The sequence below is a fragment of the Catellatospora sp. KI3 genome (assembly GCF_029948125.1).
GTDB lineage: Bacteria > Actinomycetota > Actinomycetes > Mycobacteriales > Micromonosporaceae > Catellatospora.
In genome coordinates this window covers 1-22345 of record NZ_JASAMB010000005.1, presented here as the reverse complement: position 1 = coordinate 22345, position 22345 = coordinate 1, and the positions used below count along the sequence as shown (strand labels likewise).

At 72.3% G+C, this 22345-nt stretch carries 26 protein-coding genes; 12 read left to right on the top strand and 14 right to left on the bottom strand.

The genetic code is table 11. The annotated features are described in order from the left end of the window. The first annotated feature begins 89 nt into the window (after positions 1 to 89). On the top strand, positions 90 to 845 hold the full coding sequence (locus QEZ54_RS10420; protein WP_281304328.1) for a DUF6807 family protein: 756 nt from the start codon (positions 90 to 92) through the stop codon (positions 843 to 845). A gap of 4 nt (positions 846 to 849) precedes the next feature. On the opposite strand, the gene map is transcribed toward QEZ54_RS10420, so the two are convergent. Beyond that, the gene (map, locus tag QEZ54_RS10415; protein ID WP_281304327.1) at positions 850 to 1485 is read right to left on the bottom strand and encodes a type I methionyl aminopeptidase; all 636 of its coding nucleotides are present in this window, start codon (positions 1483 to 1485) and stop codon (positions 850 to 852) included. Continuing rightward, positions 1476 to 1607 carry a hypothetical protein gene (locus QEZ54_RS10410; protein ID WP_281304326.1) on the bottom strand — a complete coding sequence of 44 codons (132 nt, stop codon included), beginning with the start codon at positions 1605 to 1607 and terminating at the stop codon, positions 1476 to 1478. Before QEZ54_RS10410 ends, map begins: the two co-directional genes overlap by 10 nt. Before the next feature lie 36 nt (positions 1608 to 1643). On the opposite strand from QEZ54_RS10410, the gene QEZ54_RS10405 reads away from it, so the two are divergent. Next, entirely contained in the window at positions 1644 to 1892 is a 249-nt protein-coding gene (locus QEZ54_RS10405) for a helix-turn-helix transcriptional regulator (protein WP_281304325.1), read from the top strand. On the opposite strand, the gene QEZ54_RS10400 is transcribed toward QEZ54_RS10405, so the two are convergent. Continuing rightward, a complete protein-coding gene (locus QEZ54_RS10400; RefSeq protein WP_281304324.1) occupies positions 1816 to 2235 on the bottom strand; it encodes a hypothetical protein in 420 nt (139 codons plus the stop codon). The genes QEZ54_RS10405 and QEZ54_RS10400 overlap by 77 nt on opposite strands. A gap of 193 nt (positions 2236 to 2428) precedes the next feature. Between QEZ54_RS10400 and QEZ54_RS10395 the strand changes: the two genes are divergently transcribed. Continuing rightward, positions 2429 to 2734, top strand: coding sequence for a hypothetical protein (locus tag QEZ54_RS10395; protein ID WP_281304323.1), 306 nt, complete (start codon positions 2429 to 2431; stop codon positions 2732 to 2734). A 16-nt stretch (positions 2735 to 2750) separates the two neighbouring features. Here the strand turns inward: QEZ54_RS10395 and QEZ54_RS10390 are convergent, their stop codons facing one another. The 5 genes from QEZ54_RS10390 to QEZ54_RS10370 all read right to left on the bottom strand — a co-directional run bounded on the left by QEZ54_RS10390 (position 2751) and on the right by QEZ54_RS10370 (position 5896). After that, positions 2751 to 3305: a hypothetical protein gene (locus QEZ54_RS10390; RefSeq protein ID WP_281304322.1), complete on the bottom strand. Its 555-nt coding sequence runs from the start codon at positions 3303 to 3305 to the stop codon at positions 2751 to 2753. Between the two features lie 67 nt (positions 3306 to 3372). Further along, complete coding sequence (locus QEZ54_RS10385; RefSeq protein ID WP_281304321.1) at positions 3373 to 3909, bottom strand: hypothetical protein; 537 nt, start codon at positions 3907 to 3909, stop codon at positions 3373 to 3375. Positions 3910 to 4051: 142 nt separating this feature from the next. Beyond that, positions 4052 to 4540 (bottom strand): DUF1772 domain-containing protein, encoded by a 489-nt coding sequence (locus QEZ54_RS10380; protein WP_281304320.1) that lies wholly within the window; start codon positions 4538 to 4540, stop codon positions 4052 to 4054. After that, positions 4537 to 4830, bottom strand: a complete 294-nt coding sequence (locus QEZ54_RS10375) for a hypothetical protein (protein ID WP_281304319.1) — start codon at positions 4828 to 4830, stop codon at positions 4537 to 4539. The genes QEZ54_RS10380 and QEZ54_RS10375 overlap by 4 nt, the downstream gene beginning before the upstream one ends. Before the next feature lie 133 nt (positions 4831 to 4963). Continuing rightward, positions 4964 to 5896, bottom strand: a complete 933-nt coding sequence (locus tag QEZ54_RS10370; RefSeq protein ID WP_281304318.1) for a hypothetical protein — start codon at positions 5894 to 5896, stop codon at positions 4964 to 4966. 147 nt (positions 5897 to 6043) lie between these two features. Here QEZ54_RS10370 and QEZ54_RS10365 point away from each other — a divergent pair, with 147 nt between their 5' ends. Further along, positions 6044 to 6592, top strand: a complete 549-nt coding sequence (locus QEZ54_RS10365; protein WP_281304317.1) for a hypothetical protein — start codon at positions 6044 to 6046, stop codon at positions 6590 to 6592. Positions 6593 to 6625: 33 nt separating this feature from the next. Here the strand turns inward: QEZ54_RS10365 and QEZ54_RS10360 are convergent, their stop codons facing one another. Continuing rightward, on the bottom strand, positions 6626 to 7327 hold the full coding sequence (locus QEZ54_RS10360) for a DUF429 domain-containing protein (RefSeq protein WP_281304316.1): 702 nt from the start codon (positions 7325 to 7327) through the stop codon (positions 6626 to 6628). A gap of 87 nt (positions 7328 to 7414) precedes the next feature. Between QEZ54_RS10360 and QEZ54_RS10355 the strand changes: the two genes are divergently transcribed. Beyond that, complete coding sequence (locus tag QEZ54_RS10355; protein WP_281304315.1) at positions 7415 to 7627, top strand: DUF4287 domain-containing protein; 213 nt, start codon at positions 7415 to 7417, stop codon at positions 7625 to 7627. 518 nt (positions 7628 to 8145) lie between these two features. Here QEZ54_RS10355 and QEZ54_RS10350 read toward each other — a convergent pair. From QEZ54_RS10350 to QEZ54_RS10330, 5 genes are all read right to left on the bottom strand, one after another. After that, on the bottom strand, positions 8146 to 8721 hold the full coding sequence (locus QEZ54_RS10350; RefSeq protein ID WP_281304314.1) for a hypothetical protein: 576 nt from the start codon (positions 8719 to 8721) through the stop codon (positions 8146 to 8148). Positions 8722 to 8723: 2 nt separating this feature from the next. Then, entirely contained in the window at positions 8724 to 9557 is an 834-nt protein-coding gene (locus QEZ54_RS10345) for a carbohydrate ABC transporter permease (RefSeq protein ID WP_281304313.1), read from the bottom strand. Further along, complete coding sequence (locus QEZ54_RS10340; RefSeq protein ID WP_281304587.1) at positions 9554 to 10435, bottom strand: sugar ABC transporter permease; 882 nt, start codon at positions 10433 to 10435, stop codon at positions 9554 to 9556. The genes QEZ54_RS10345 and QEZ54_RS10340 overlap by 4 nt, the downstream gene beginning before the upstream one ends. A 190-nt stretch (positions 10436 to 10625) precedes the next feature. After that, positions 10626 to 11984 carry an ABC transporter substrate-binding protein gene (locus QEZ54_RS10335; RefSeq protein ID WP_281304312.1) on the bottom strand — a complete coding sequence of 453 codons (1359 nt, stop codon included), beginning with the start codon at positions 11982 to 11984 and terminating at the stop codon, positions 10626 to 10628. Between the two features lie 6 nt (positions 11985 to 11990). After that, positions 11991 to 13037 carry a LacI family DNA-binding transcriptional regulator gene (locus QEZ54_RS10330; RefSeq protein ID WP_281304311.1) on the bottom strand — a complete coding sequence of 349 codons (1047 nt, stop codon included), beginning with the start codon at positions 13035 to 13037 and terminating at the stop codon, positions 11991 to 11993. Positions 13038 to 13261: 224 nt separating this feature from the next. Between QEZ54_RS10330 and QEZ54_RS10325 the strand changes: the two genes are divergently transcribed. From QEZ54_RS10325 to QEZ54_RS10295, 7 genes are all read left to right on the top strand, one after another. Next, entirely contained in the window at positions 13262 to 14587 is a 1326-nt protein-coding gene (locus QEZ54_RS10325) for a Gfo/Idh/MocA family oxidoreductase (protein ID WP_281304310.1), read from the top strand. Then, positions 14580 to 16043, top strand: coding sequence for a glucuronate isomerase (gene uxaC / locus QEZ54_RS10320; protein ID WP_281304309.1), 1464 nt, complete (start codon positions 14580 to 14582; stop codon positions 16041 to 16043). Before QEZ54_RS10325 ends, uxaC begins: the two co-directional genes overlap by 8 nt. Then, positions 16040 to 17320, top strand: a complete 1281-nt coding sequence (locus QEZ54_RS10315) for an enolase C-terminal domain-like protein (RefSeq protein ID WP_281304308.1) — start codon at positions 16040 to 16042, stop codon at positions 17318 to 17320. The genes uxaC and QEZ54_RS10315 overlap by 4 nt, the downstream gene beginning before the upstream one ends. Then, positions 17317 to 18729: a mannitol dehydrogenase family protein gene (locus QEZ54_RS10310; RefSeq protein ID WP_348650529.1), complete on the top strand. Its 1413-nt coding sequence runs from the start codon at positions 17317 to 17319 to the stop codon at positions 18727 to 18729. The genes QEZ54_RS10315 and QEZ54_RS10310 overlap by 4 nt, the downstream gene beginning before the upstream one ends. Before the next feature lie 154 nt (positions 18730 to 18883). Further along, complete coding sequence (locus QEZ54_RS10305) at positions 18884 to 19996, top strand: Gfo/Idh/MocA family oxidoreductase (RefSeq protein ID WP_281304306.1); 1113 nt, start codon at positions 18884 to 18886, stop codon at positions 19994 to 19996. Between the two features lie 179 nt (positions 19997 to 20175). After that, complete coding sequence (locus tag QEZ54_RS10300) at positions 20176 to 21486, top strand: polysaccharide lyase family 1 protein (protein WP_281304305.1); 1311 nt, start codon at positions 20176 to 20178, stop codon at positions 21484 to 21486. Between the two features lie 100 nt (positions 21487 to 21586). Next, positions 21587 to 22345, top strand: a 759-nt coding sequence (locus QEZ54_RS10295; RefSeq protein ID WP_281304304.1) for a family 16 glycoside hydrolase, incomplete at its 3' end; no start/stop codon positions are given.

The window sequence follows — 22345 nt, the reverse complement described above, 5'->3', positions numbered from 1 at the left end:
ACAGCGTTGACGGGTGATCGAGGGCCTATTAGCGTTGCGGCAAACGTTTGTCGGGGGGTGCGGTGGCATGCCCCGGGTGAAGGGACGTCATGAGGCTGAAGGTCGGCGGCGTGACCGTCGCCGAGTACGTCGTCGCGCCCGACCTCGATCCGACCCTCTCGCCGCGGCCGTACCTGCATCCGGTGCGCACGCTGGCCGGGAAGGTGGTGACCGACGCCCTGCCGGAGGACCACCGCTGGCACCTGGGCCTGTCGCTGGCGGTGCAGGACGTCAACGGCACCAACCTGTGGGGCGGCCGCACGTACGTGCGCGACCAGGGCTACACCTGGCTCGACGACCACGGGACGATCACGGACGAGGGCTTCGACGAGGCCGCCGACGACCGGCTGGTGCAGCGCCTGGCCTGGCGCGACCACAAGGGCGAGGTGCTGCTGCACGAGCGCCGCGAGATCACCGCGACGCTGGTGCACAGCGAGGCCTGGCGGCTGAGCCTGGCCTGGGAGCTGACCGCCGCCGAGCGGGTGGTGCTGGGCAGCCCGGCCACCAACGGCCGCCCGGACGGCGCCGGCTACGGCGGGTGCTTCCTGCGGTTCGCGCCGGTGCCCGACCCGAAGGTCAGCGCGGGTGAGCTGCGCGGCGAGAAGCAGGTCAACGGCTGCACCCGCGAGCGGGTGGAGTGGGCCGTGCCGGGCTGGCGGGCCACCCTGACCGGGGCGTCGCGCTGGTTCGTTCGCACCGGCATCTACCCGGGCGTCTGCGCCGCCTGGGCGTACGACAAGGTGCAGGTCATCGAGCCCGGGGTGCCGTGGCGCGGCCGGTTCGCGGCCGAGTTCGCCGACATCTAGGCCGCTACGGCGCGGTGAGCACGACCGGACCGGCGGCGGTGACGGCGATGGTGTGCTCGGCGTGCGCGGCCCGGCTGCCGTCGCTGGTCAGGATGGTCCAGCCGTCGGCGCCGGTGCGGCTGCCGTCGCGGCCGCCCGCCAGCAGCATCGGCTCGATCGCGATGACCAGGCCTTCGCGCAGCACCAGGCCCCGGCCGGGGCGGCCGGTGTTGGACACATGCGGGTCCTCGTGCATCTCGGTGCCGATGCCGTGCCCGCCGCAGCCTTCGAGCAGGCCGTAGCCCGCGCCGCGGGCCACCGATTCGATCGCGTGCGCGACGTCGCCCAGCCGCGCCCCCGGGCGGGCGGCGGCGATGCCCGCGGCCAGCGCCTGCTCGGCGGTGCGGGCCAGCCGGGTCGCGGCCGGGTCGAGCGCGCCGACGCCGACGGTGACGGCCGCGTCGGCGTGGTAGCCGTCGACGTGTACGGCGCAGTCGATGCTGAGCAGGTCACCCTCGCGCAGCACGCGCCGGTCGGGGATGCCGTGCACGATCGCGTCGTCGACCGACAGGCAGAGCACCGCCGGGTACGGCACGGGCGCCCAGCCCGGGTGGTAGCCGAGGAACGACGGTTTCGCCCCCTCGGCGGCGATCAGGTCCACGGCCAGCGCGTCCAGCTCGTCGAGGCGTACGCCGCGGCGGACACGGCGGCCAGGACGCGGGCGACGACCCGGCCCGACACACGGATGGCTTCGATCTCGGCAGGGGTTCTCAAGGTGACCATGGTTGGTATTTTAATACCAGTATTATCATCGACACCATGGTGCGTACCCCGTTGACCGAAGACGAGCGCCGCCGCGGCGCGGAGCTGGGCCGCACACTGCAGCGTGCCCGCGGCGAGCGCAGCGCCGCCGAGGTGGCCGCCCTGGCCGGGATCTCGCTGGACACCCTGCGCAAGATCGAGCAGGGCGTCATCGCGACACCCGCGTTCTTCACCGTGGCCGCCCTGGCCAGGGTGCTCGACCTCGACCTGAACACGCTGGCCGAGCAGCTCGCCGTCGCCGCCTGACCCGGTCGAGGGTCAGGCGCGTTCTGCGCGCCCGAGCCAGGGCGCCAGCGCGAAGTCGGTCGCCCAGCCTGTCGGCGTCGTCCAGCAGCACCTGCAGGGCGCCGTTGATCGCGCCCACGAAGGCGCCGGTCAGGGCGGCCGCGCTCACCATGTCCAGCCGGTCGCCGAAGGCCTCGGCCAGGTGTCGCGAGATCTCCCGCTGCGCGTCGAGCCGGCGCTGCAGGCCCCGGCCGCGCACCGCGGGCACGGTCCGGATCAGGCGCAGCCGCAGCGCGGCGAGCGGGCCGACCAGGTCGTCGCTGTCGCGCGCGGTCTGCCCCAGCGCCCGCAGCAGCACGTCCACCGGGCCGTCGTCGGGTCCCCGGGTTCGACCACCGCGACACCGGGCAGCACCGCCGCATCGTCACCGACGCGTACGCCGGCGGCCGCTGGCGGGTGCCGGACCCGAACGGGTGACACGAAACGGCGCCGCCTTGCCTCGACCTGCCACGATGACGTCACCGCACCTCCGGTAGCACCTGCGGAAGGATGACCCTGTGAGCCTGCGCTCGCGCGTCTTCGCCGGGCTGTCCGCCCTCGGCTTCCTCGTCCTGCTCTACCTGCAGCTGGCCCCCGATCTCGACTGGCGGGTCGCGGACGGCATCGGCTGCGCCGTCGGCTCGGTGATGGCCATCGGCGCGGCCGTCGCCACCCAGATCGAATGGAGCAGGTCGAAGCGCGGACGCGCCCGAGCAGTCACCGCCGCGACGGCCGTGCCCGCCGACACCACGCCACCCGACTCGGCCACGGCACCCGGTGCGCCACCCGAGCCGGATGCCACCGGCGAACCCGAACGCGACTGACCGCCCGCGACCGGGTCTACCAGGACTCCCGCTCGGTGAGCCAGGTGTCGATGCGGCGCAGCTGGCGCGGCGTGAGGCCGGACTCGACCGGCGGCGCCACGACCAGCGCCCAGGCGTCCCAGCCCGCCCGGTCCTGCGCGCGCAGCTGGTGCCGGGCGTCGTCGTCGGTCCAGAGCAGCGGACGGCCGCCGTCGATGACCCGCTGCGCGGTGGGCAGCTTCCACCAGTGATGCCGTACCACGATCAGCGGTGACGCGATCTCGGTGTCGTCGCTCTCGGCGAACTCCGGGCACTCGGCCACCGGCCAGTCCGGCAGGCCCAGCGCCACGCCGACGTTCACCGCGTACGACTGCCACGTGCTGTGCCAGCGGATCTCCGCCCGGCCCTCGTCGTGCACCCGCCGCAGGAAGTCCAGCACCGGCCGCGCGGCCAGCAGCGGCCACTCGATCCCGTGCGCGCTGGCCGCCGAAGCCCGCACCCACTGGCCCCGCGGCCACACCCGCAGATCCGGATCGTCGGTGACCGCGTTGATCACGCCGTCGATGTCGAGCAGCCAGACCGGCACCGCCACCGCTTCACACCCCTCGCCAGCCGCCTCGACGTGGCCGGAAGTCTACGCCGGACAGCGCGTCGAGCGCTCACCTGCCGAGGTGTCCGAGCAGGATGGTGCGGGTGGAGCCCATGCCGTACCGGTCGACGTCGCTGGACAGCCCGGCCGCCTCCGCCAGCAGCGGATCGGCGTCCAGCCCGGCCCGGCGCGCGCGGGCGCACAGGTCCCGCAGGCCCAGCACCTCGTCCCGGGGATCGCTGCCCTGGTCGCGGGCGGAGAACAGGATCAGCTCAGCCCGCAGCCCGGCTTCGGTGACCTCCTCGCCGCGCGGCAACCGGGCGGCCCACCGGAACGAGGTGTACCGGTCGAACAGCCGCCGGATCGCCGCGCGGACGTCCGGCTCCCCTGCCGCGTAAAGCTCGACGAGGTCGCGCAGGACCGCCTCGGCCCGCTCGTCGACGCCGAGCTCCGCCAGTGCGGCCGCCGTGTGCGCACCCAGGTCCGGGAGCATGTCCAGGTCCACGGGCATGGTCGCCACCGGCCGGTACACGGCGTCCAGCTCCGCGACCGCCCGCTCCACCCCGCTCAGATCCACCATCCCCTTGTACCAGAGACGAGCGCCCACCCGCCTTTCACGCGGGCCACCCGCCTTCCGGGCGGGGCCCGCCCGCAGTTTCGGGGAAACTGCAGCAATCGCGCCCGAGATTCGTGCAGTTTCCCCGAAACTGCACGACTGAGCGCGTGGGGTGGGTGGGCGACTGGGCTGGTCAGGAGGTCAGGGCTGCGGCCAGGCAGAAGGCGGCGGCGGTCGTGGCGATCGCGCGTACCGTGTTCCAGCGCGCCCAGCGCGCCTCGGCGAAGCGGGCCCGCACCGCCGCGAGATCCGCGATGTCGTCAGGTTCGCCCGCGGCCTTGAGCTCGTTGTTGAGCGGCACGTGGACCGCGGCGGTGATGAAGAACGTCACCAGGTACAGCGCGAACGCGGCCACGATCCACCGCAGAGCCGCCCGGTCCGGGGCACCGAGGTGCAGCAGCGCGGCCGCGCCGGTGAGCACCGGGGCACCGAGGAATCCGGCGCCCAGGAACCAGCCGTTGATGATCGCCCGGTCGATCGCCTGGAACGCGCCCACGAAAGTGCGGTCGTCGGTACGGCGCAGGCCGGGCATGACCGTGTGCGCGTACAGTCCGAACACCCCGGCCATCATGCCCGTCGCCACCGTGGCGGCGACCAGGACGACACTGCCCAGCCCGCTCACCGCTCCTGCACCACCGAGGGGAAGTACGGCCGGTCGATGCCGCGTTCTGCCAGCACCCGCTCGTAGAACTCCAGCATCTCGGTCATCTCACGCACGCCGTAGTCCAGGTCGTCGAGCGCGTCCGGATCACCGGGCCGCTCCCGCAGCGTGCGCGCCGCCCGCAGGAACAGCCCGCGCAGCTCCGCGAACGTGTCCCCCGGCACCTGCAGACTCGGATAGCGGCGATCCGGCCGCTGCGTCACCGCACGGTCGCCCTTCCGCGACAGCACCTCGACCTCATCCCGCTCCACCCGGCGATCATGCCACTCCGCGTCCACCGGGCCCGGGGTCGTTCGGCAGTTTCGGGGAAACTGCAGCAATCTTGGACTCGATTCGTGCTGTTTCCCCGAAACTGCAGCCCCGCGCACGTGGCACCCGTCAGGGTCAGCGGTAGGGCATGCGGGGGAACCAGCCGTAGTCGAACATCGCCGGCAGGCGGATGTCCCAGTACACGAAGGTGAACACGCCCAGGGCGATCAGCAGCGCGCCGGTGACCGCCGCCGTGCGGGCGGGCCGGGCCGTGAGCCAGCGTACGAAGCCGCCGCGGGTGACCAGCACCACCACCGCGAACAGCACCGCCACGATCAGGATGTTGCCCAGCGACTGCAGCACGAACGCGCCCGCGCCGTAGAGCGGGTTGCCCGTGTCGACCGCCCAGTGGAACAGCTTGTTGAACAGCGGATACGGCCGTCCGATGAGGAAGCCGCCGACGAGCGCCCCGAGGGTCACCACCCGGCCGACCGGCCGGTTCGCGAACGGGTCCGGCAGCACCCCGATCGCGGCCAGGCCCAGGTAGACGAAGACCAGGCCGATCAGGCCGAACACCACCATCGACTGGATCAGGCGTACCGGCAGGCCGCCGACGACCTCGGTGGACAGCTGCGGCAGGCGGTCGCCGAGGAGCACGCCGACGAAGCCGTACACGGCGGAGACCGTCACCATGCCCAGCGTGAGCCAGCCGATCGGCCGCAGCAGCCCGCGCAGGCCGGTCCGGGTGGCGCTCGCGCCCCCGGCCTGGCCCATCGGACCGATCGAGGCGGCCATGGCGATGTTGCACGCGGTGAACGTGCCCGCCAGCCCGGAGACGAACGCGAAGACCAGGCCGGCGACGGTACCGCCGATCGCGGTCGCCTTGGCGTCGCGGCCCAGCAGGGTGTTGGCGACGTTGTCGCCGATGACGTGGTCGACGAACTCGAACGACCACAGCACCGCCAGCGCCAGCCCGGCCGCCACGCTGCCGGCGATGAGCGCGCCCCGCCGCTTCGGACGTGCGGAGTCCGGCGGCGCTACCAGCGATCTTTCTTCAATGATAGCCATGGATGGATTGTTTTAGCTGATGGCGAGGCTGTCTCCCGCAAACGTGCGCACTGCCGGGCTTGCCGGCCGAAGTTCAGGCACTGTTACGGTCGCGTACGCCGCCCGACCGCCGGCCAGACCGTGGAGGCCCCGTTGTACTGGGATCCGATGCCGACCGTGCGCGCGGTCCTCGCCCAGCCGCGCACGGACCTGCCCGACCCCTTCCGGCCCGGTGCCACCGGCTACCTGCACGGCCGGTGGGAGGACCGGAACCGGCGCAACGTCCCCGGCCCGATCTACACCGGTGAGACCGACACCTGCCTCACCGGCCGGCTGCACGCACCCCGGCAGGTGCTCTACGACGAGGGCGGGCAGGAGTTCGTCTACCGCCAGCCGACCACGGCCGCCGAGGTGCACGCCCTGCTCACCGCCGCCGAGGAGGACCCGTTCCAGGGGTACGCGGTCGACGGCGACGAGCACTGGACGGCGGACGCGGTCCGGGCCTGGTGGCGCGACCGCAGCCGGACAGCCGAGTGGATCGCCGCCGCGCGCGGCCAGTGGCACGAGCCGGTCGACGGACGCCAGCAGACGCGCGCGGGCCACGACGAATACGCCGCGCACCTGGCCGACGGACTGCACTCCTACCTGCTCGGATACGCGTACTGGCTGGACAACCGGCGCGTGCCGCAGCCCGGTGAACTGCTACCCGAACTCTGACCCAGGTCCAGGTCGGCCTCGGTCCGGAACAGCTCAGGTCCAGATCGCTGCAGGTAGGCCGTCCTCGAAGAACTCCGGCTCGGCGGGTAGGCACCTGGCGGCGCCCGCGGCGACACGCCTGGCCGACCAGGCCGCCGCCCCGGCGTCGAGCACGTCGTCGACGCGGGCCATCCGGCCAGCCGCGCCCAGGTCTCCGACCAGGGTGATCCCAGCATCCGCCAGCAGCGCGCGGCGCGACTCCGTCCCCGCCCAGGACGTCTTTCCGGCACGCAGCGGCGCCCCCGCCATCATCGCGAACGACAGCTCTGGATGAACCTCGACAACGCGGCGGCCCACGCGGTGATCCTGACCCCGCACCCAGCCGTCCACCTCGAGAATCTTCGTACGCAGCCCGTAGGCCTGCGCTGAGACGCCCATGCCCGCTTCGACACGGTTGAGCCGCACCGCCCCGGCATGGTCGGCGGCGAGCAGCGCGTTCCGCACCGGCGTCATGAACACCGACGCCCGCCGCACCCCTGCCTCGGCCCATGCTTGCCTGTCAGCAGCGCGGGAACCCTTATCCGGCAGGCCGATGGGTATGTCGATCCCGACGACGGCCACCGCACCGGCCGCTTCGGCCGCCGCCATGAGATCGGCGATCGTCGCACCGAAGTACGCCTCCACCCGGTCACCGTCGAGCACGATGCCGACCCAACCGCGCTTGCAGGCATCGGCGCCGAGCACACGCACCGTCATCCTGGCGACGATACCGCTGTCGGCGGATCCGGCTGTCGGTGCGCACCAGTAGCATCGCGGCAGCACAACAAGCTGAAGGAGCATCGCATGACCAGCCCGGAGAAGGGTCCCGCCTCCTACTTCCCCTCCATCGAGAAGAAGTACGGGCGGCCGATCAGCGAGTGGCAGGACCTCATCCGCTCGTCCGACCTGACCAGGCACATGGAGCTGGTCAGCTGGCTCAAGGCCGAGCACGGACTCGGCCACGGGCACGCCAACGCCCTGGTCGCCCACACCCTCCAGGAGGACAAGCCAGCCTGACGGCACACGTGACTCCATTCGAGGCCGCGGCGCCAGCGTCCAGCGCAGCTCGCAGCCAAGACCCCGGGACCCAGCGCGGTCGCCGATCTCCGGGCGCTGCCATAGACCGAAACAGAGTTTTTGACCGCCAGCGGCGATCACGTCAAGGCAGGAAGTGCATGATCGCCGCTGGCGGTCAGGACCTCGTCCATAGCCCGCTGTTCTGACCGCTAGCGGCGATCATGGCGCGGTAAGTGTCCGAAGATCACGTCTATAGGTCAGTTTCCGGGCGCCGGTATGGACCGAACCCGACCTTCCGACCGCCAGTTGCAATCATGCCGAAGGCGAGAAGCGCAAGATCGCCGCCTGCGGTCACTCACCGGGCTGGCACGGCGCCGGTTTACCGGTGGATGCGGAGTCACGCACTGCAGGGTTTCCGGGACGGAGTCTCCCAGAGTGCGGTTTCCCGGGGCGGCGTCACGCGGCCGGGGCGGAATCATGCAGGGCGAGTCGCACGGGGCGAAGTCACCGGGGTGGGATCAGGCTGGGTGGCGGGGGTGGGTGCGGGTGGTCAGGGCGTGGAGGGCGAGGAGGACGTAGCCGAGTAGCAGCGGGGCGGTCACCGGGAGGAGGCTGCCGAGCAGGGTCGCGAGCAGGACGATGCCAGCCGAGGCGGCGAGCAGCGGTGGGCGGGTGAGGGCGGTGCGGAAGGCCTGGCGGTAGCCGTACCCTCGGCCGAGTAGGGGGACGGTCAGGCCGACGGCGCCGGTCAGGGCGACCCCGACGGCGCAGGTCGCGACCAGCAGCGGCCCGCCGCCGGGCACCGCGCCGGAGCGCAGCCACCACGCGTTCAGGGCCAGGAGCGACGCGGTCGCGAGGACCGCGAGCACGGCGGCGGCGCCGGGGAGCAGGCGCCGGCTGAAGGTGCGCACCAGGTCGCCGAGGGCCGGCCAGCGGCCCTCGGCGAATCGCAGGTGTACAGCCTCGGCACCGGTGGCCAGCGCGGCCCCGGCGGTGAGCACGGGCAGTGCCGCGACGGTGACGACGATCCCGGCCAGGGCCAGGTCGGCGGCGTCGCGCAGGGTGTCGCGCCAGTCGGTGCCGGTGGTGTCCATGGTCAGCCCTTGAGCCCGCTGGTGCTGATGCCCTGGACCAGGAACCGCTGGAAGGCCAGGAAGAACAGGAACACCGGGAGCAGGGACAGTACGGACATGGCCAGCATCGGGCCGAGCGAGGTCTGGCCGCTGGAGTCGACGAACAGTCGCAGCGCGATCGGCACGGTGTAGCTGGGCACGCTGGGCAGGTAGACCAGCTGGGCGAAGAAGTCGTTCCAGGTCCAGATGAACGAGAAGATCGCCGTCGTGATCAGGGCCGGGCGGGCCAGCGGCGCGATGACGTGCCAGAAGATGCGGTACGGGCCGCTGCCGTCGATCTTCGCCGCGTCGTCGAGTTCGCGCGGGATGCCCCGCATGAACTGGACCATGAGGAACACGAAGAACGCCTCGGTCGCCAGCAGCTTGGGCACGATGAGCGGCAGCGGGGTGTCGACCCAGCCGAACTCGTGGAACAGCACGTACTGCGGGATGATCAGGACGTGGCCGGGCAGCAGCAGGGTCACGATCATGAGAGCGAACCAGCCCTTGCGGCCGAAGAACTTCAACCGCGCGAACGCGTACGCCGTCAGCAGGCACGACACGCAGTTGGCCAGAACGGACGCCCCCGCGATGAGGAAGCTGTTCCAGAAGAAGCGGCTGAAGCTGACGCCGGGGATGTAGCTCCAGCCGACGGTGAAGTTGGACCAGGTCACGTCCTGCGGCCAGATCCCCTGGTTGCTGGTGATCTCGGTCGGCGACTTGAGTGCCGAGCCGAGCACCCACACCAGCGGGTACAGCACCACGGCGAGCACGAGCAGCAGCATCGCCACCCGGCTCAGGCTGCGCGCGCGGGTCATGAGTCGCCTCCGTCGGAGTAGTGCACCCAGAACCGGCCGGTGCTGAAGAAGACCACCGTGATCAGGCCGATCGCGATCAGGAAGATCCAGGCCAGCGCGGAGGCGTAGCCCATCTGGAAGTCGGTGAAGCCCTTGTCGTAGATCATCAGCGTGTAGATCTTGGTGGAGTAGACCGGGCCGCCGCTGCCGTTGCTGATGACGTAAGCCGAGGTGAACCCCTGGAAGCCGTGGATCGTCTCCAGGACCAGGTTAAAGAAGATCACCGGGGACAGCATCGGCAGCGTGACGTGGAAGAACTGGCGTACGCGGCTGGCGCCGTCGACGGAGGCGGCCTCGTACAGCTCGGTCGGGACCTGCTTGAGGCCGGCCAGGAAGATGACCATCGGGCCGCCGAACTGCCAGACGGACAGCACCATCAGGGTGCCCAGGGCCCAGTCCGGGTCGTTGATCCACGGCTCGCCCTGGATCCCGAACAGGGACAGGAAGCTGTTGAACGAGCCCTCGCCGTTGAAGATGGCGACCCAGACCAGGGCCAGCGCGACCGAGCCGCCGAGCAGCGACGGCAGGTAGAAGGCGCTGCGGAACAGGCCGATCCCCCGGCGCTCCCGGTTGAGCAGCAGCGCGACGCCGAGCGAGGCGGTGAGCTTGAGCGGGATGGCGATCAGGGCGTACGTGAGGGTGACCCGCACCGACTTCCAGAAGATCGGGTCGGTGGTGAAGATCTTCTCGTAGTTGGCGGTGCCCACCCACTCCAGCATGTCCCAGCTGGACAGGATGTCGTAGTTGGTGAAGCTCAGGTACAGCGAGAACAGCACCGGGAACGCGGTGACCGCCATGAGGCCGATCAGCCACGGGGACAGGAACACGTACCCGGCCAGGCCCTCCTGGCGCCGGCCCGGGCTGCGGCGCGATCGCCGGCGGGGCGGCGCGGGCGGGGTCGAAGCGGCCTGCGGCCGCGTCGCCGTGGCGAGAACCACGTCGCCTCTCCTTCCTAGGAACATGGGACAGCGGAATCCCCTGGTCGGCCACGGCCCGTAGGGAGGGGTCGTGGCCGACCAGGGTGGCGGCTCAGGCCAGCTTCGCGGCGGCCTCGGTGAAGAACTGCTTCGCAGCGGCCTCGGGGGTCTGCTTGGCGTACGTCACCGTCTCGGCGATGTCGCGCAGCGTGTTGCGCAGACCGCTGTGGCCCTTCGGCGGCGGCGCGGGGGCCGGGCCGAACTTGGGCGTGATCTCGTTCTCGAACGCGACCGTGTCCTTCATCTTCTGGTCGGTCAGCCCGTCCGAGACGGCCTTGCGCACGTCCAGGTTGTTGGGCAGACCGCGGTCCACGCCGAGGACCTTGCCCGCCTCGACGTCGTTGACCAGGAAGTTGATGATGTCGGCCACCACGTCGGGCGACTTGGTGGTGCGCGAGCCCGCCCAGTACGTCGACGCGCGCGCCCACTGCCCCTTCGGGTCACCCGGGTACGCCGTCATGCCCAGGTCGGCCTTGGTGGCCTTCTGCATCTCCGACAGCTGGTTGGACCACATGAACGACACCGCCGCCTTGCCCGTGACCACGAGCTGCTTGGTCACGCTGCCGTCGACGGCCTCGTGCACGATGTCGGCCGGCGGGGTCGCGCCCTTGGCCCGGGCGTCCACCCACAGCTTGAACCAGCCGGTCAGGTCCGCCTCGGTGAAGGCGAGCTTCGGGCCGTCGTAGAACTCCTTGCCCTGCGAGCGCAGCCACAGCCACAGCGCCTTGTAGTCGGAGCTGGGGTCCATCATCCCGTAGTAGCCGGGCTTCTTGGCGCTGACGCCCGCCGCCCAGGTGATGGTCTGCTCGTAGGTCCAGCCGATCTGCGGCAGCTCCAGGCCGAGCGCGGTCAGGGCCGTCTTGTCGTAGACGATCGCCGGGGTGTTCTCGCCGGTGGCGATGGCGACCTGCTTGCCGCCGAGCTGGCCGTACTTGGTCAGGCTCTCGGGGTGCTTGGACACGTCGATCTTGCCGTTGCCGGTGTACTTCGACAGGTCCAGGGTGACGTTGCGGCCCGCGTACTCGGCCAGGCCGTTGTCGTCGAGCTGGAAGATGTCGGGGGCGTTGCCGCCCGCCGCGATCGTGGCCAGCTTGTCGTAGTAGCCGGTGAAGGCCTGCCAGGTCGGGGTGATGGTCACCCGCGGGTTCTTGGCGGTGTAGAGCTTGAGCGCCTGCTCGGTGAGCTTGGCCCGGGACTCGCCGCCCCACCAGAAGAAAGAGATGTTGACGGGGGCGTTCGGGTCCGTGGCGGGCTCGTCGTCGCCGCACGCGGCCAGCAGCCCCGCCGCCGGGACGGCCAGAGCCGCGCCGGCGAGCGTACGCAGCAGGTGGCGGCGATTCCATCCGCCCGCGGGCAGGCTACCGTGGTGCTGCGCCGGCGTACCGGCCGGCGCGGGTGTCGCTGGGTGCATTAGCTGTCACTCCCTGCTTGTCAGGGCGACACCGTCAGGTGGCGGCCCCTGCCGCCGACCCGGGCCCGCAGTGCGATGCGGGCCCGGGCCTGACGAATCGCGGATGACCAATTCGGTCTGCAGCGTTACCAGTGCGGTGGTGCGGCGGTCGTCGCCATGCTGGAGCAGCATGTCGACGGCCGCCCGTCCGGCGGCCGCCGTGGGGGTGGCCACCGTCGTCAGCATGGGGCGGATGCGGCGGCTCAGCGCGGTGTCGTCTATGCCGACGACACTGATCTGGTCGGGCACCTTCACCCCGTTGTGGTCGAGGGCGTCGATGAGGCCCACCGCCATGAGGTCGTTGTAGGCGAGCACCGCCGTGGCCCCGGCCCGCGCGATCGCGTCGGCCTGGGCCGCGCCGCCCTCCTCGGTGGGCGGGTTGGGCCCGAACACGGTCAGCTCGGCGCCCGCGGTGCGGGCGGCCAGGGTCGCGGCGCGGCGGATCTCGCGGTTGGTCCACGAGCCGCGCGGGCCGCCCAGCAGCGCGATGCTCCGGTGGCCCAGGGCCACCAGGTGCTCGACCGCCAGCCGGGCGCCCTGGCCGAGGTCCATCACCACGGCGGGCAGGCCCGGCACCGGGCGGTTGACCACGACCAGCGGGACCTCGCGCGACAGCTGCTCGATCTGGGTGTTGCTCATGCGCGGGCTGCACAGCAGGATGCCGTCGACCTGCTTGGCCAGCGCCAGCACCAGCTCCTCCTCGACGCCCGCGTCCTCGCTGGTGTCGGCGACGAAGACGTGGTAGTCGCGGCTGCGGGCGTGGCTCTCCGCCGCTTTGATCAGCGGGGGGAAGAACGGGTTGGCGATGTCGGCCACGATCAGGCCGATGTTGTGCGTCCGGCCCGTGATCAGCGCGCGGGCCGCCCGGTTCGGACGGTAGCCGAGCTCCTCGGCCACGGCCAGCACGTGCGTGCGGGTCTCCGGATTGACCAGGTGCGGAGCGGAGAACGACCGCGACACGGTGGAGACGTGCACCCCGCTGGCTCGGGCGACGTCGCGGATCGTGACCGGCACTGGGGCTCCTTCGCTCTCGGTGGGTGCCCTAATGTTGCAAACGGTTGCTCCCGTGTCAACGGTCGAAGATGTCAATCCCGTTGCGGCAGTGGACCTTCAGCGCACTTAGGTCGGGACTAAAGCGCGTAAATAGGACTGATTCGCCGCCGGGCATTGACAGGTTCGCGGGCGTGGTGGTTGGTTCTGCTGCAAACGTTTGTAGCCGTCCACGACGGGGAGGCCGGATGTCCCAGCGGTACGCGATCGTCGGCACCGGCGCGAGAGCGCAGATGTTCGCCCAGGCCCTGTCCCGGTACGGGGAGCTCGTCGCACTCGCCGACGTCAACCCGGCGCGCATCGAGGCGCAGCAGCGGCGGCTGTCATCCGCCGGTGCCCCGCCCGCCGCGGCGTACCACGCCGGCGACGTGCCCGCGATGCTGGTCAAGGAGCGGGTGGACACCCTGGTGGTGTGCTCTGTCGACGCCACGCACGACACGTACGTGGTGGCCGCGCTGGAGGCCGGGTGCTCGGTGGTGACCGAGAAGCCGATGACCGTGGACGTGCCGAAGTGCCGCCGCATCCTGGACGCGGCCAAGCGCACCGGCGGCCGCGTCCAGGTCGCCTTCAACTACCGCTTCCACCCGGTGCACGAGCAGGTGCGCGGGCTGCTGGCCGCGGGCGAGATCGGCGAGATCGGCTCGGTCCACTTCGAGTGGCTGCTCGACGTGCGCCACGGCGCGGACTACTTCCGCCGCTGGCACCGCGACAAGGCCAACTCCGGCGGGCTGCTGGTGCACAAGGCCACCCACCACTTCGACCTGGTCAACTGGTGGCTGGACAGCTCGCCGGAGCGGGTCACCGCCGAGGGGCGGCTGTTCCTGTACGGGCAGGACGGCGCCCGCCACGGCTACGCCCGCGACTACGCCCGCGCCCACGGCTCGGACGCGGCCGTCGGCGACCCGTTCGCGCTGCACCTGGCCGACAACCCGGCGCTGGCCGAGCTGTACCTCGACGCCGAGGCGCACGACGGCTACCACCGCGACGTCAACGTGTTCGCCCCCGGGGTGTCCATCGAGGACGACATGGCGGTGCTGGTCCGCTACCGCAGCGGCGCGACGATGTCGTACCACCTCAACGCGTACGCGCCCTGGGAGGGCTACCGGATCGCGTTCAACGGCAGCCGGGGGCGGCTGGAGCTGGACGTGGTCGAGTCCGACCACGTCGCGCCCGGGGTGGCCGGGGCGGTCAAGGGCCACAGCGCCGCGCTGCACGGGGCCGAGGCGGCCGCCGAGTCCGGCGGGGTGTCGCTGCGGCTGCGGCGGTACTGGGAGAAGCCGGTGGAGGTGCCGGTGCCCGCGTACGACCGCGCCGGCCACGGCGGCGCCGACGCCCGGATGACCGCGGTGCTGTTCGGCGGGGCCGAAGACCCCCTGGCCCGCTCCGCGACCCAGCTCGACGGCGCCCGCTCGCTGCTGACCGGGCTGTCCGCCAACGAATCGATCGCCACCGGCCGGCGCGTGGACGTCGCCGACCTGCTCGACCTCGACGAATGGGAACCACAACATGGCTGAGCTGCTGCTGCCCGATCTCGACGCCGCCCCCGACACCGGCGCCGACCTGCTGCTGCCCGCCGAGCCGCGCACCCGCGCCATCGCCCGCGAGCTGTACGCCCACGTCCGCGGCCTGCCGCTGATCAGCCCGCACGGGCACGTCGACCCGGGCCTGCTGGCCGACGACGCCCCGTTCCCGGACCCGGCCCGGCTGATCATCGTGCCGGACCACTACGTGACCCGGATGCTGCTCAGCCAGGGCATCGGCCCGGCCGAGCTGGGCGTGCCCCGGGTGGACGGCGGCGCCTCGGAGGCGGACCCGCGGCAGGTGTGGCGGCTGTTCGCCCGGCACTGGCACCTGTTCCGGGGCACCCCGTCGCGGCTGTGGCTGGAGCAGACCTTCCGCACCGTCTTCGACGTGCACACGCCGCTGAGCCCGCAGACCGCCGACCGGGTGTACGACGAGCTGGCCGCGCGCCTGGCCGAGCCGGACTTCCGGCCCCGGGCGCTGTTCACCCGGTTCAACCTGGAGGTGCTGGCCACCACCGAGTCGCCGCTGGACGACCTGTCCCGGCACGCGCGGCTGGCCGCCGACGGCTGGGGCGGGCCGGGCGGGCGCGTGATCACCACGTTCCGGCCCGACGACATGGTGGACATCGAGTGGGCCGGCTGGGCCGAGCGGGTGGCCCGGCTGGGGGCGATGACCGGGGTGGACACCGGCACGTACGCCGGGTTCCTGGAGGCGCTGCGGCAGCGGCGGCTGGACTTCATCGCGGCGGGCGCGACCTGCACCGACCACGGGCACCTGACCGCCGCGACCGGCGGTGCCGACCCGGCCGAGGCCGCCGCGATCTTCGACCGGGCGCTGCGCACCGGCACGGCGAGCGCCGCCGAGGCCGAGGCGTTCCGGGCCCGGATGCTGCTGGAGTTCGCCGCGATGTCGGTCGACGACGGCCTGGTGATGCAGCTGCACCCGGGTGCGGTGCGCAACCACAACCGGACCCTGCACGGCATGCACGGGCGCGACGTGGGCGGCGACATCCCGCAGGCCACCGAGTACACGCACGCGCTGCGGCCGCTGCTGGAGCGGTTCGGGCACCACCCGGACTTCCGGGTCGTGGTGTACACGCTGGACGAGCACACGTTCAGCCGCGAGCTCGGGCCGCTGGCCGGCGGCTACCCGGCCATGTTCGTCGGGGCGCCGTGGTGGTTCCTGGACGCGCCTGAGGCGCTGCGCCGCTGGCGGGAGGCGGTGACCGAGACGGCCGGGTTCTACAACACGGCCGGGTTCGTCGACGACACCCGCGCCTACTGCTCCATCCCGGTACGCCACGACGTGGCCCGGCGCGTGGACGCCGGGTTCCTGGCCCGGCTCGTCGCCGAGCACCGCCTGGGTCTCGACGAGGCGGTCGAGACCATCGCCGACCTGGCCTACCACCTGCCCAAGAAGATCTTCAAGATTGGACCGCGCGCATGAAGATCACCGAAGCCGTCGTGCACGACGTACGCTTCCCCACCGCCGCCGCCGGCGACGGCTCCGACGCCATCAACCGCGGCGACTACTCGGCCGCCTACGTCGAGCTGCACACCGACGGCGGCCCGGTCGGCACCGGGTTCACCTTCACCAACGGGCGCGGCAACGAGATCGCCTGCGCGGCGATCCGGGCGCTGGCGCACCACGTGGTCGGCCGGACCCTCGACGAGATCTTCGCCGAGCCGGTGGCGTTCTGGCGGTCGCTCTCGGCCGACGTGCAGCTGCGCTGGCTGGGCCCGGAGAAGGGCGTCATCCACATGGCGACCGGCGCGCTGGTCAACGCGGTGTGGGACCTGCGGGCCAAGGCCGAGGGCAAGCCGATGTGGCGGCTGCTGGCCGAGCTGAGCCCGGAGGAGCTGGTCGCCAGCGTCGACTTCCACCACATCTCCGACGCGATCACCCCGGCGGAGGCGCTGGAGCTGCTGCGGGTCGACGACGGGTACGCGCAGCGGCTGGCGGTGCTGGAGCGCGACGGGTTCCCGTCGTACACCACGTCGGTGGGGTGGCTCGGGTACCCGGACGAGCAGGTGCGGGAGCTCACCCGGGCGGCGTACGCGCAGGGCTGGCGGGCGATGAAGATGAAGGTCGGCGGGCCGATCGAGGACGACCTGCGCCGGGCGCGGCTGATCCGCGCCGAGATCGGTCCGGACGCGCTGCTGATGATGGACGCCAACCAGGTCTGGGACGTGGACGAGGCGGTCGCCAACATGGCGGTGCTGGCCGAGGTGGACCCGTACTGGATCGAGGAGCCGACCCACGCCGACGACGTGCTCGGCCACGCGGCCGTGCAGCAGGCGGTCGCGCCGATCCGGGTCGCCACCGGTGAGGTGGCCGCCAACCGGGTCATCTTCAAGCAGCTCATGCAGGCCGGGGCGATCCAGGTGTGCCAGGTGGACGCCTGCCGCGTCGGCGGCGTCAACGAGGTGCTGTCGATCCTGCTGCTGGCGGCCAAGTTCGGCGTGCCGGTGTGCCCGCACGCGGGCGGCGTCGGCCTGTGCGAGTACGTGCAGCACCTGTCGATCTTCGACTATCTGCGGCTGGGCCGCTCGCTGGACGGGCGCATGGTGGAGTACGTGGACCACCTGCACGAGCACTTCGAGGACCCGATCACCGTCGTCGAGGGCCGCTACCGGCTGCCGACGCAGCCCGGCTACTCGGTGACGTTCAAGCCGGAGTCGATCGCGGAGTTCTCGTTCCCCGACGGGCCGGTGTGGCGGTGACCGGGCAGCTCAGCCGGGCCGCGCTGTCGCGGCTGCCCGCCTCGGCGCGGCCGCTGGTCGAGCCGGGCGCGGCCGGTACCGGCATGGTGCACTTCGGCCTGGGCGCGTTCTTCCGCGCGCACCAGGCCGCCTACACCGAGGCGGCGATGGCGCACAGCGGCGGCGACTGGGCCGTGACCGCCGTGGCCCCGAGTTCCCGCACCGTCCTGGACCCGCTGCGCGCCCAGGACCACCTCTTCAGCGTGGTCACCCTGGGCGCCGGCAGGACATCTGCGGGCGACAGCCCACACCAGATACGGTGTGGCCACACCATAGGAGGCGTGGCCGCTGGACCGACGCGGGTTGTCGGGGCGATCGCGGGCAGCGTGCTGGCGGCCGAGGATCCGCAGGCGGTGGTCGCGCTGCTGGCAGATCCGGGGGTACGGGTGGTGACGCTGACGGTCACCGAGAAGGCCTACCGTCCCGAGGCGGCCGTGCCGCGCCTGCTGATCGCCGGGCTGGCCGCCCGCGCCCGCGCCGACGCCGGGCCGATCAGCCTGCTCAGCTGCGACAACCTGCCCTCCAACGGGCGCACCCTGGACCGGCTGCTGACCGGCATGGTCCCCGACGACCTGCGCGACTGGTACGCCGCCAACGTCACCTGCCCGTCCAGCATGGTCGACCGGATCGTCCCGGCCACCACCGCGCAGACGCTCGACCTGGCCCGCGCCGACCTCGGCGTATCCGACCTGGCCGCCGTCGCGGCCGAGCCGTTCTCGCAATGGGTGATCGAGGACCGGTTCGCCGCCGGACGGCCTGACTGGGCGGCGGCGGGCGCGGTCTTCACCGCCGACGTCACCCCCTGGGAGCACCTGAAACTGCGCGCCCTCAACGGCGTGCACAGCGCCCTGGCCTACCTGGGCGCCCTGGCCGGCCGCGAGGCCATCGCCGACGCGCTGACCATGCCCGGCGCGGCCGGACTGCTGCGCCACTACCTGTCCACCGAGGTCGCCGCGTCGATGACGCCCCCACCCGGCGTAAGCGTCATCGCGTACGGCGACCAGGCGCTGGAGCGGTTCGCCAACCACGCGCTCGGACACCGGTGCCTGCAGGTGGCGATGGACGGCACGCAGAAGCTGCCGCAGCGGGTGCTGCCGATGCTGGCCGCGCCCGACCCGCGGCTGGCCTGCCTGATCCTGGCCGCGTGGGCCCGGTTCGCCGAGGGCGCCGCCGACGACGGCAGCCCGCTGGACCTGAACGACCCGCTGGCCGCGACGGTCCGGGCCGACCTGACCACCGAGGGCCTGTTCGGCCCCGGCGGCGTGCTCCCGGTGGCCGACCCGGCCCACCGCGCGCAGATCGACACCTGGCGCAGCGCCCTGGCCCGCCACGGCGCCGCCGCCCTGGTGGCGGCAGAGGCACCCGCATGAGCCGCGCCACGGGCCCCGCCGCGAGCGGCAGTTTCGGGGAAACTGCGGGAATCGGGACCAAGATTCGTGCAGTTTCCCCGAAACTGCACGCCCTACACGCCCTACGGGGCGCGAGGTGCGTGGGCGGGGCGGCGCGGGAGGGCGAGGTGGCGTGGTGAGGGCGGCGACGGTGGCCCTGGTCGGGGCCAACGGGCATGGGCTGCACCACCGGCAGGTGCTGGCGGGGCTGGCCGAGCAGGGGGTGGCCCGGCTGGTGGGGCTGGCCGATCCGGCGCCCGTGGTCGACGCACCGGCCGACGTGCCGGTGTTCACCGATCACCGGGCGATGCTGGAGCGGATCCGGCCCGACGTGGTGATCGTGTGCACTCCCCCGCACACGCACCTGGCCCTGGCCCGCGACGTGCTGCGGGCCGGCTCGGACCTGCTGCTGGAGAAGCCGCCGGTGCTGGACCGGCAGGAGCACGACGCGCTGGTCGCGGCCCGCGACACGGCGCGCCGGGCGGTGCAGATCGGGTTCCAGGCGCTGGCCTCGCCCGCGCTCGGGCGGCTGCGCACGGCGATCGCGTCCGGCGGGCTGGGCACGGTCCGGCAGGTGTCGGTGGTCGGCGCCTGGCAGCGCGACGACGCGTACTGGGGGCGGTCGGCGTGGTCCGGGCGGCGGCGGCTCGGCGGGCGGCCGACGCTGGACGGGGCGCTGGCCAACCCGTTCGCGCACGCGGTCATGCAGGCGCTGGCCGTGGTCGACGCCGAGCCGGTCGGCGTGGAGGTGTCCTGGCTGCGGGTGCGCCCGATCGAGGTCGAGGACACCGCGACGCTGCGGGTCACCCTGGCCGACGGGGTACGGGTGCTGGTCGCGGTGACGCTGGCGGGCGAGGAGTTCGTCGACGGCGACCTCATCGTCGAGGGCAGCGCGGGCCGGGCGGAGCTGACCTTCCGCGACGACCTGCTGCGGCTGCCGGGGGGCGGGTCCGAGCCGGTGCCGGGCCGGGTCACGCTGCTGGAGAACCTGGTCGAGCACCGGCGGACGGGGGTGCCGCTGCTGGCGCCGCCCGAGCGTACGGCCGGGTTCACCGCCGTCATCGAGGCGCTGCGGACGGCACCGGACCCGGTCGAGGTGGCCGGGGACGCGGTGGCGGTCGACGGCGGCACCCGGGTGCTGCGCGGCGTCAACGACGCGCTGCGCCGCTGCGCGGCCGAGGGCGCGCTGCTGGACGAGGTCGCGGTCCCGTGGACTGCAACTGTCCGGGCCGTTTCTGCAACTGGCTGAGATTGCGTGTTGTGATCCATTCGAATAGTCGCTCGATATCCGACTTAGGGCCGTCGGAGCAGGCGATTCTGTGCCTGAATAGCTGCAACAAACCTGCGTCGCGCGCTTATTGACTTCACTATTCGTCGGTTCCTATGTTGCCTGGTGACGTAACACATCGGACACATTCTGGAGCAGCGATGCGAATGCGAGGAATGGCCGCGGTCGCGGCGCTGGCGGTCCTGCTGCCGGCGTCGGCCGCGACCGCGGCCCCCGACAGCGCCCCGGGCTGGTGGGCGCAGAAGGTGGCCCGGCAGGCGCTGGCGGCCGGGGACGGCTGGGCGGCGACCGGAGCGGGCACCACCGGCGGAGCTGCGGCCGACGCGACGCACGTCTTCGTCGTACACGATCGGGACGAGCTGGCGGCGGCGCTGGCCGGCGCCGAGCCGAAGATCGTCTACGTGGCCGGGACCATCGACGGCCTGGCCGGGCCGGACGGCCCCCTGACCTGTGCCGACCTGGCCGACCCGGGCTACACGCTGGAGAGCTACCTGGCCGCCTACGACCCGGCGGTATGGGGTCGCGCCACCGACCCGTCCGGCCCGATCGAGCAGGCCCGGGTGCGCTCGGTGGCCACCCAGCGGGCCCGCACCGAGCTGCGCGTCGGCCCCAACACCACGGTGCTGGGCCTGTCCGGGGCGACCCTGCGCCACCTCACCCTGATGATCGACACCGCGCCGAACGTGATCGTGCGCAACCTGGCCTTCGAGGACGCCGCCGACTGCTTCCCGCGCTGGCGGCCCACCGACGGCGCCGAGGGCAACTGGAACAGCGAGTACGACCTGGTCTCGGTGCGCCGCTCGACCAACGTGTGGGTCGACCACAACACGTTCAGCGACGGCGACAACCCCGACTCCACCCAGCCGGTGTACTTCGGCCGCCCGTGGCAGGTGCACGACGGCGCCCTGGACATCACGCACACGTCCGACCTGGTCACCGTCTCGGCCAACGTGTTCACCCACCACGACAAGACCATGCTGATCGGCTCGTCCGACACCGTCGGGCCGGACGTCGGCAAGCTGCGCGTCACGCTGCGCCACAACGTGTTCGACGGCGTCGGCCAGCGCGCCCCGCGCGTGCGCTTCGGCCAGGTGGACGTCTACAACAACACCTTCCGCGTCCGCGAGCCGTACGACTACAGCGTCGGCCTGGGCATCCAGTCCGCGGTGTACCTGGAGAACAACTTCTTCGACCTGGGCGACGGCATCCCCGCCGACCGGGTGCTCAAGGACTGGAAGGGCACCGCGGTCACCGAGCTCGGCAGCTGGGTGCGCACCGGTACGGGCCTGGGCGGACCGGTGAGCCTGCTCGCGGCGTACAACGGCGCGCACGACCCGGACTTCGGCCCGGACGCGGGCTGGACGCCCGAGCTGCGCGCGTACAAGCCGGCGCCCGCGGCGGTCGTACCGCTGCTGACCCTGCTCTCCGGCGCCGGGCGCCTGCTGCCCTGACCTGGCACTTCAACATACGCTCCCGCACGACCGCAACCCGGTGGCGCCCTCCGGCGCGCCCGCGCCGGACCACCGGGTTGCGGACCCACAAGGAGGTCCCATGGAACACGGGTCGACACCCGGGCGCCATCGCCGCCGCCCCAGACGGTTCGGTCTGGCCGCGGCGGGCGGCACCGCACTGCTGTCGCTGGTACTGGCGGCGCTGATGAACCTGACCGGAGGCGTCGCGCTGGCCGCGACGCTGTTCTCCGACGACTTCAACGACGGCGACGCGTCGGGCTGGTCCAAGTCCGGCGGCGACTGGACGGTGGTCACCGACGGCACGTCGGCGTTCCAGCAGTCCAAGCTCGACAGCGAGCTGGCCCGCCAGTTCGCGGGCAGCAGCTCGTGGACGAACTACACCGTCAGCGCCCGGGTGAAGCCGACCGGCTTCAACGGCTCCGGCCGGTACGCCGCCCTGGGCGCCCGGTCCACCGGCTCGTCCACCCGCTACCAGCTCGCGCTGCTCAACAGCGGGCGGGCCGAGCTGCAGGTGGTCAACGGCAGCACGGTGACCGTGGTCGGCGGGGCGAACCTGGCCGTCAGCACGGGCACCTGGTACACCCTCGAGCTGTCCGTCAGCGGTTCGACGCTGACCGGGCGGGTCAACGGGCAGCAGGTCGCCTCGGGCAGCAGCTCGGCGTTCGGCTCGGGCCGGATCGTGCTGGTCACCTCGTACGCCTCGGCCCGATTCGACGACGTGGTGGTCTCCGACTCGGCCGGTCCGGTGCCGAGCAGCGGCGCCCCGTCGCCGACGCGTACGGCGGGCCCGAGCCCGTCCGGCCCGGCGCCCTCGTCCAGCCCCGGCACGATTCCGACG

What these genes read in the sequence shown, in the direction of transcription:
- QEZ54_RS10315 (WP_281304308.1), top strand. Translation starts at nt 16,040, where the DNA reads ATGAAGATCACCGAAGCCGTCGTGCACGACGTACGCTTCCCCACCGCC.
- QEZ54_RS10345 (WP_281304313.1), bottom strand. Translation starts at nt 9,557, where the DNA reads ATGACCCGCGCGCGCAGCCTGAGCCGGGTGGCGATGCTGCTGCTCGTG.
- QEZ54_RS10355 (WP_281304315.1), top strand. Translation starts at nt 7,415, where the DNA reads ATGACCAGCCCGGAGAAGGGTCCCGCCTCCTACTTCCCCTCCATCGAG.
- QEZ54_RS10325 (WP_281304310.1), top strand. Translation starts at nt 13,262, where the DNA reads ATGTCCCAGCGGTACGCGATCGTCGGCACCGGCGCGAGAGCGCAGATG.
- QEZ54_RS10420 (WP_281304328.1), top strand. Translation starts at nt 90, where the DNA reads ATGAGGCTGAAGGTCGGCGGCGTGACCGTCGCCGAGTACGTCGTCGCG.
- QEZ54_RS10405 (WP_281304325.1), top strand. Translation starts at nt 1,644, where the DNA reads ATGGTGCGTACCCCGTTGACCGAAGACGAGCGCCGCCGCGGCGCGGAG.
- QEZ54_RS10360 (WP_281304316.1), bottom strand. Translation starts at nt 7,327, where the DNA reads ATGACGGTGCGTGTGCTCGGCGCCGATGCCTGCAAGCGCGGTTGGGTC.
- QEZ54_RS10335 (WP_281304312.1), bottom strand. Translation starts at nt 11,984, where the DNA reads ATGCACCCAGCGACACCCGCGCCGGCCGGTACGCCGGCGCAGCACCAC.
- QEZ54_RS10300 (WP_281304305.1), top strand. Translation starts at nt 20,176, where the DNA reads ATGCGAATGCGAGGAATGGCCGCGGTCGCGGCGCTGGCGGTCCTGCTG.
- QEZ54_RS10365 (WP_281304317.1), top strand. Translation starts at nt 6,044, where the DNA reads ATGCCGACCGTGCGCGCGGTCCTCGCCCAGCCGCGCACGGACCTGCCC.
- QEZ54_RS10410 (WP_281304326.1), bottom strand. Translation starts at nt 1,607, where the DNA reads ATGGTCACCTTGAGAACCCCTGCCGAGATCGAAGCCATCCGTGTGTCG.
- QEZ54_RS10350 (WP_281304314.1), bottom strand. Translation starts at nt 8,721, where the DNA reads ATGGACACCACCGGCACCGACTGGCGCGACACCCTGCGCGACGCCGCC.
- uxaC (WP_281304309.1), top strand. Translation starts at nt 14,580, where the DNA reads ATGGCTGAGCTGCTGCTGCCCGATCTCGACGCCGCCCCCGACACCGGC.
- QEZ54_RS10370 (WP_281304318.1), bottom strand. Translation starts at nt 5,896, where the DNA reads ATGGCTATCATTGAAGAAAGATCGCTGGTAGCGCCGCCGGACTCCGCA.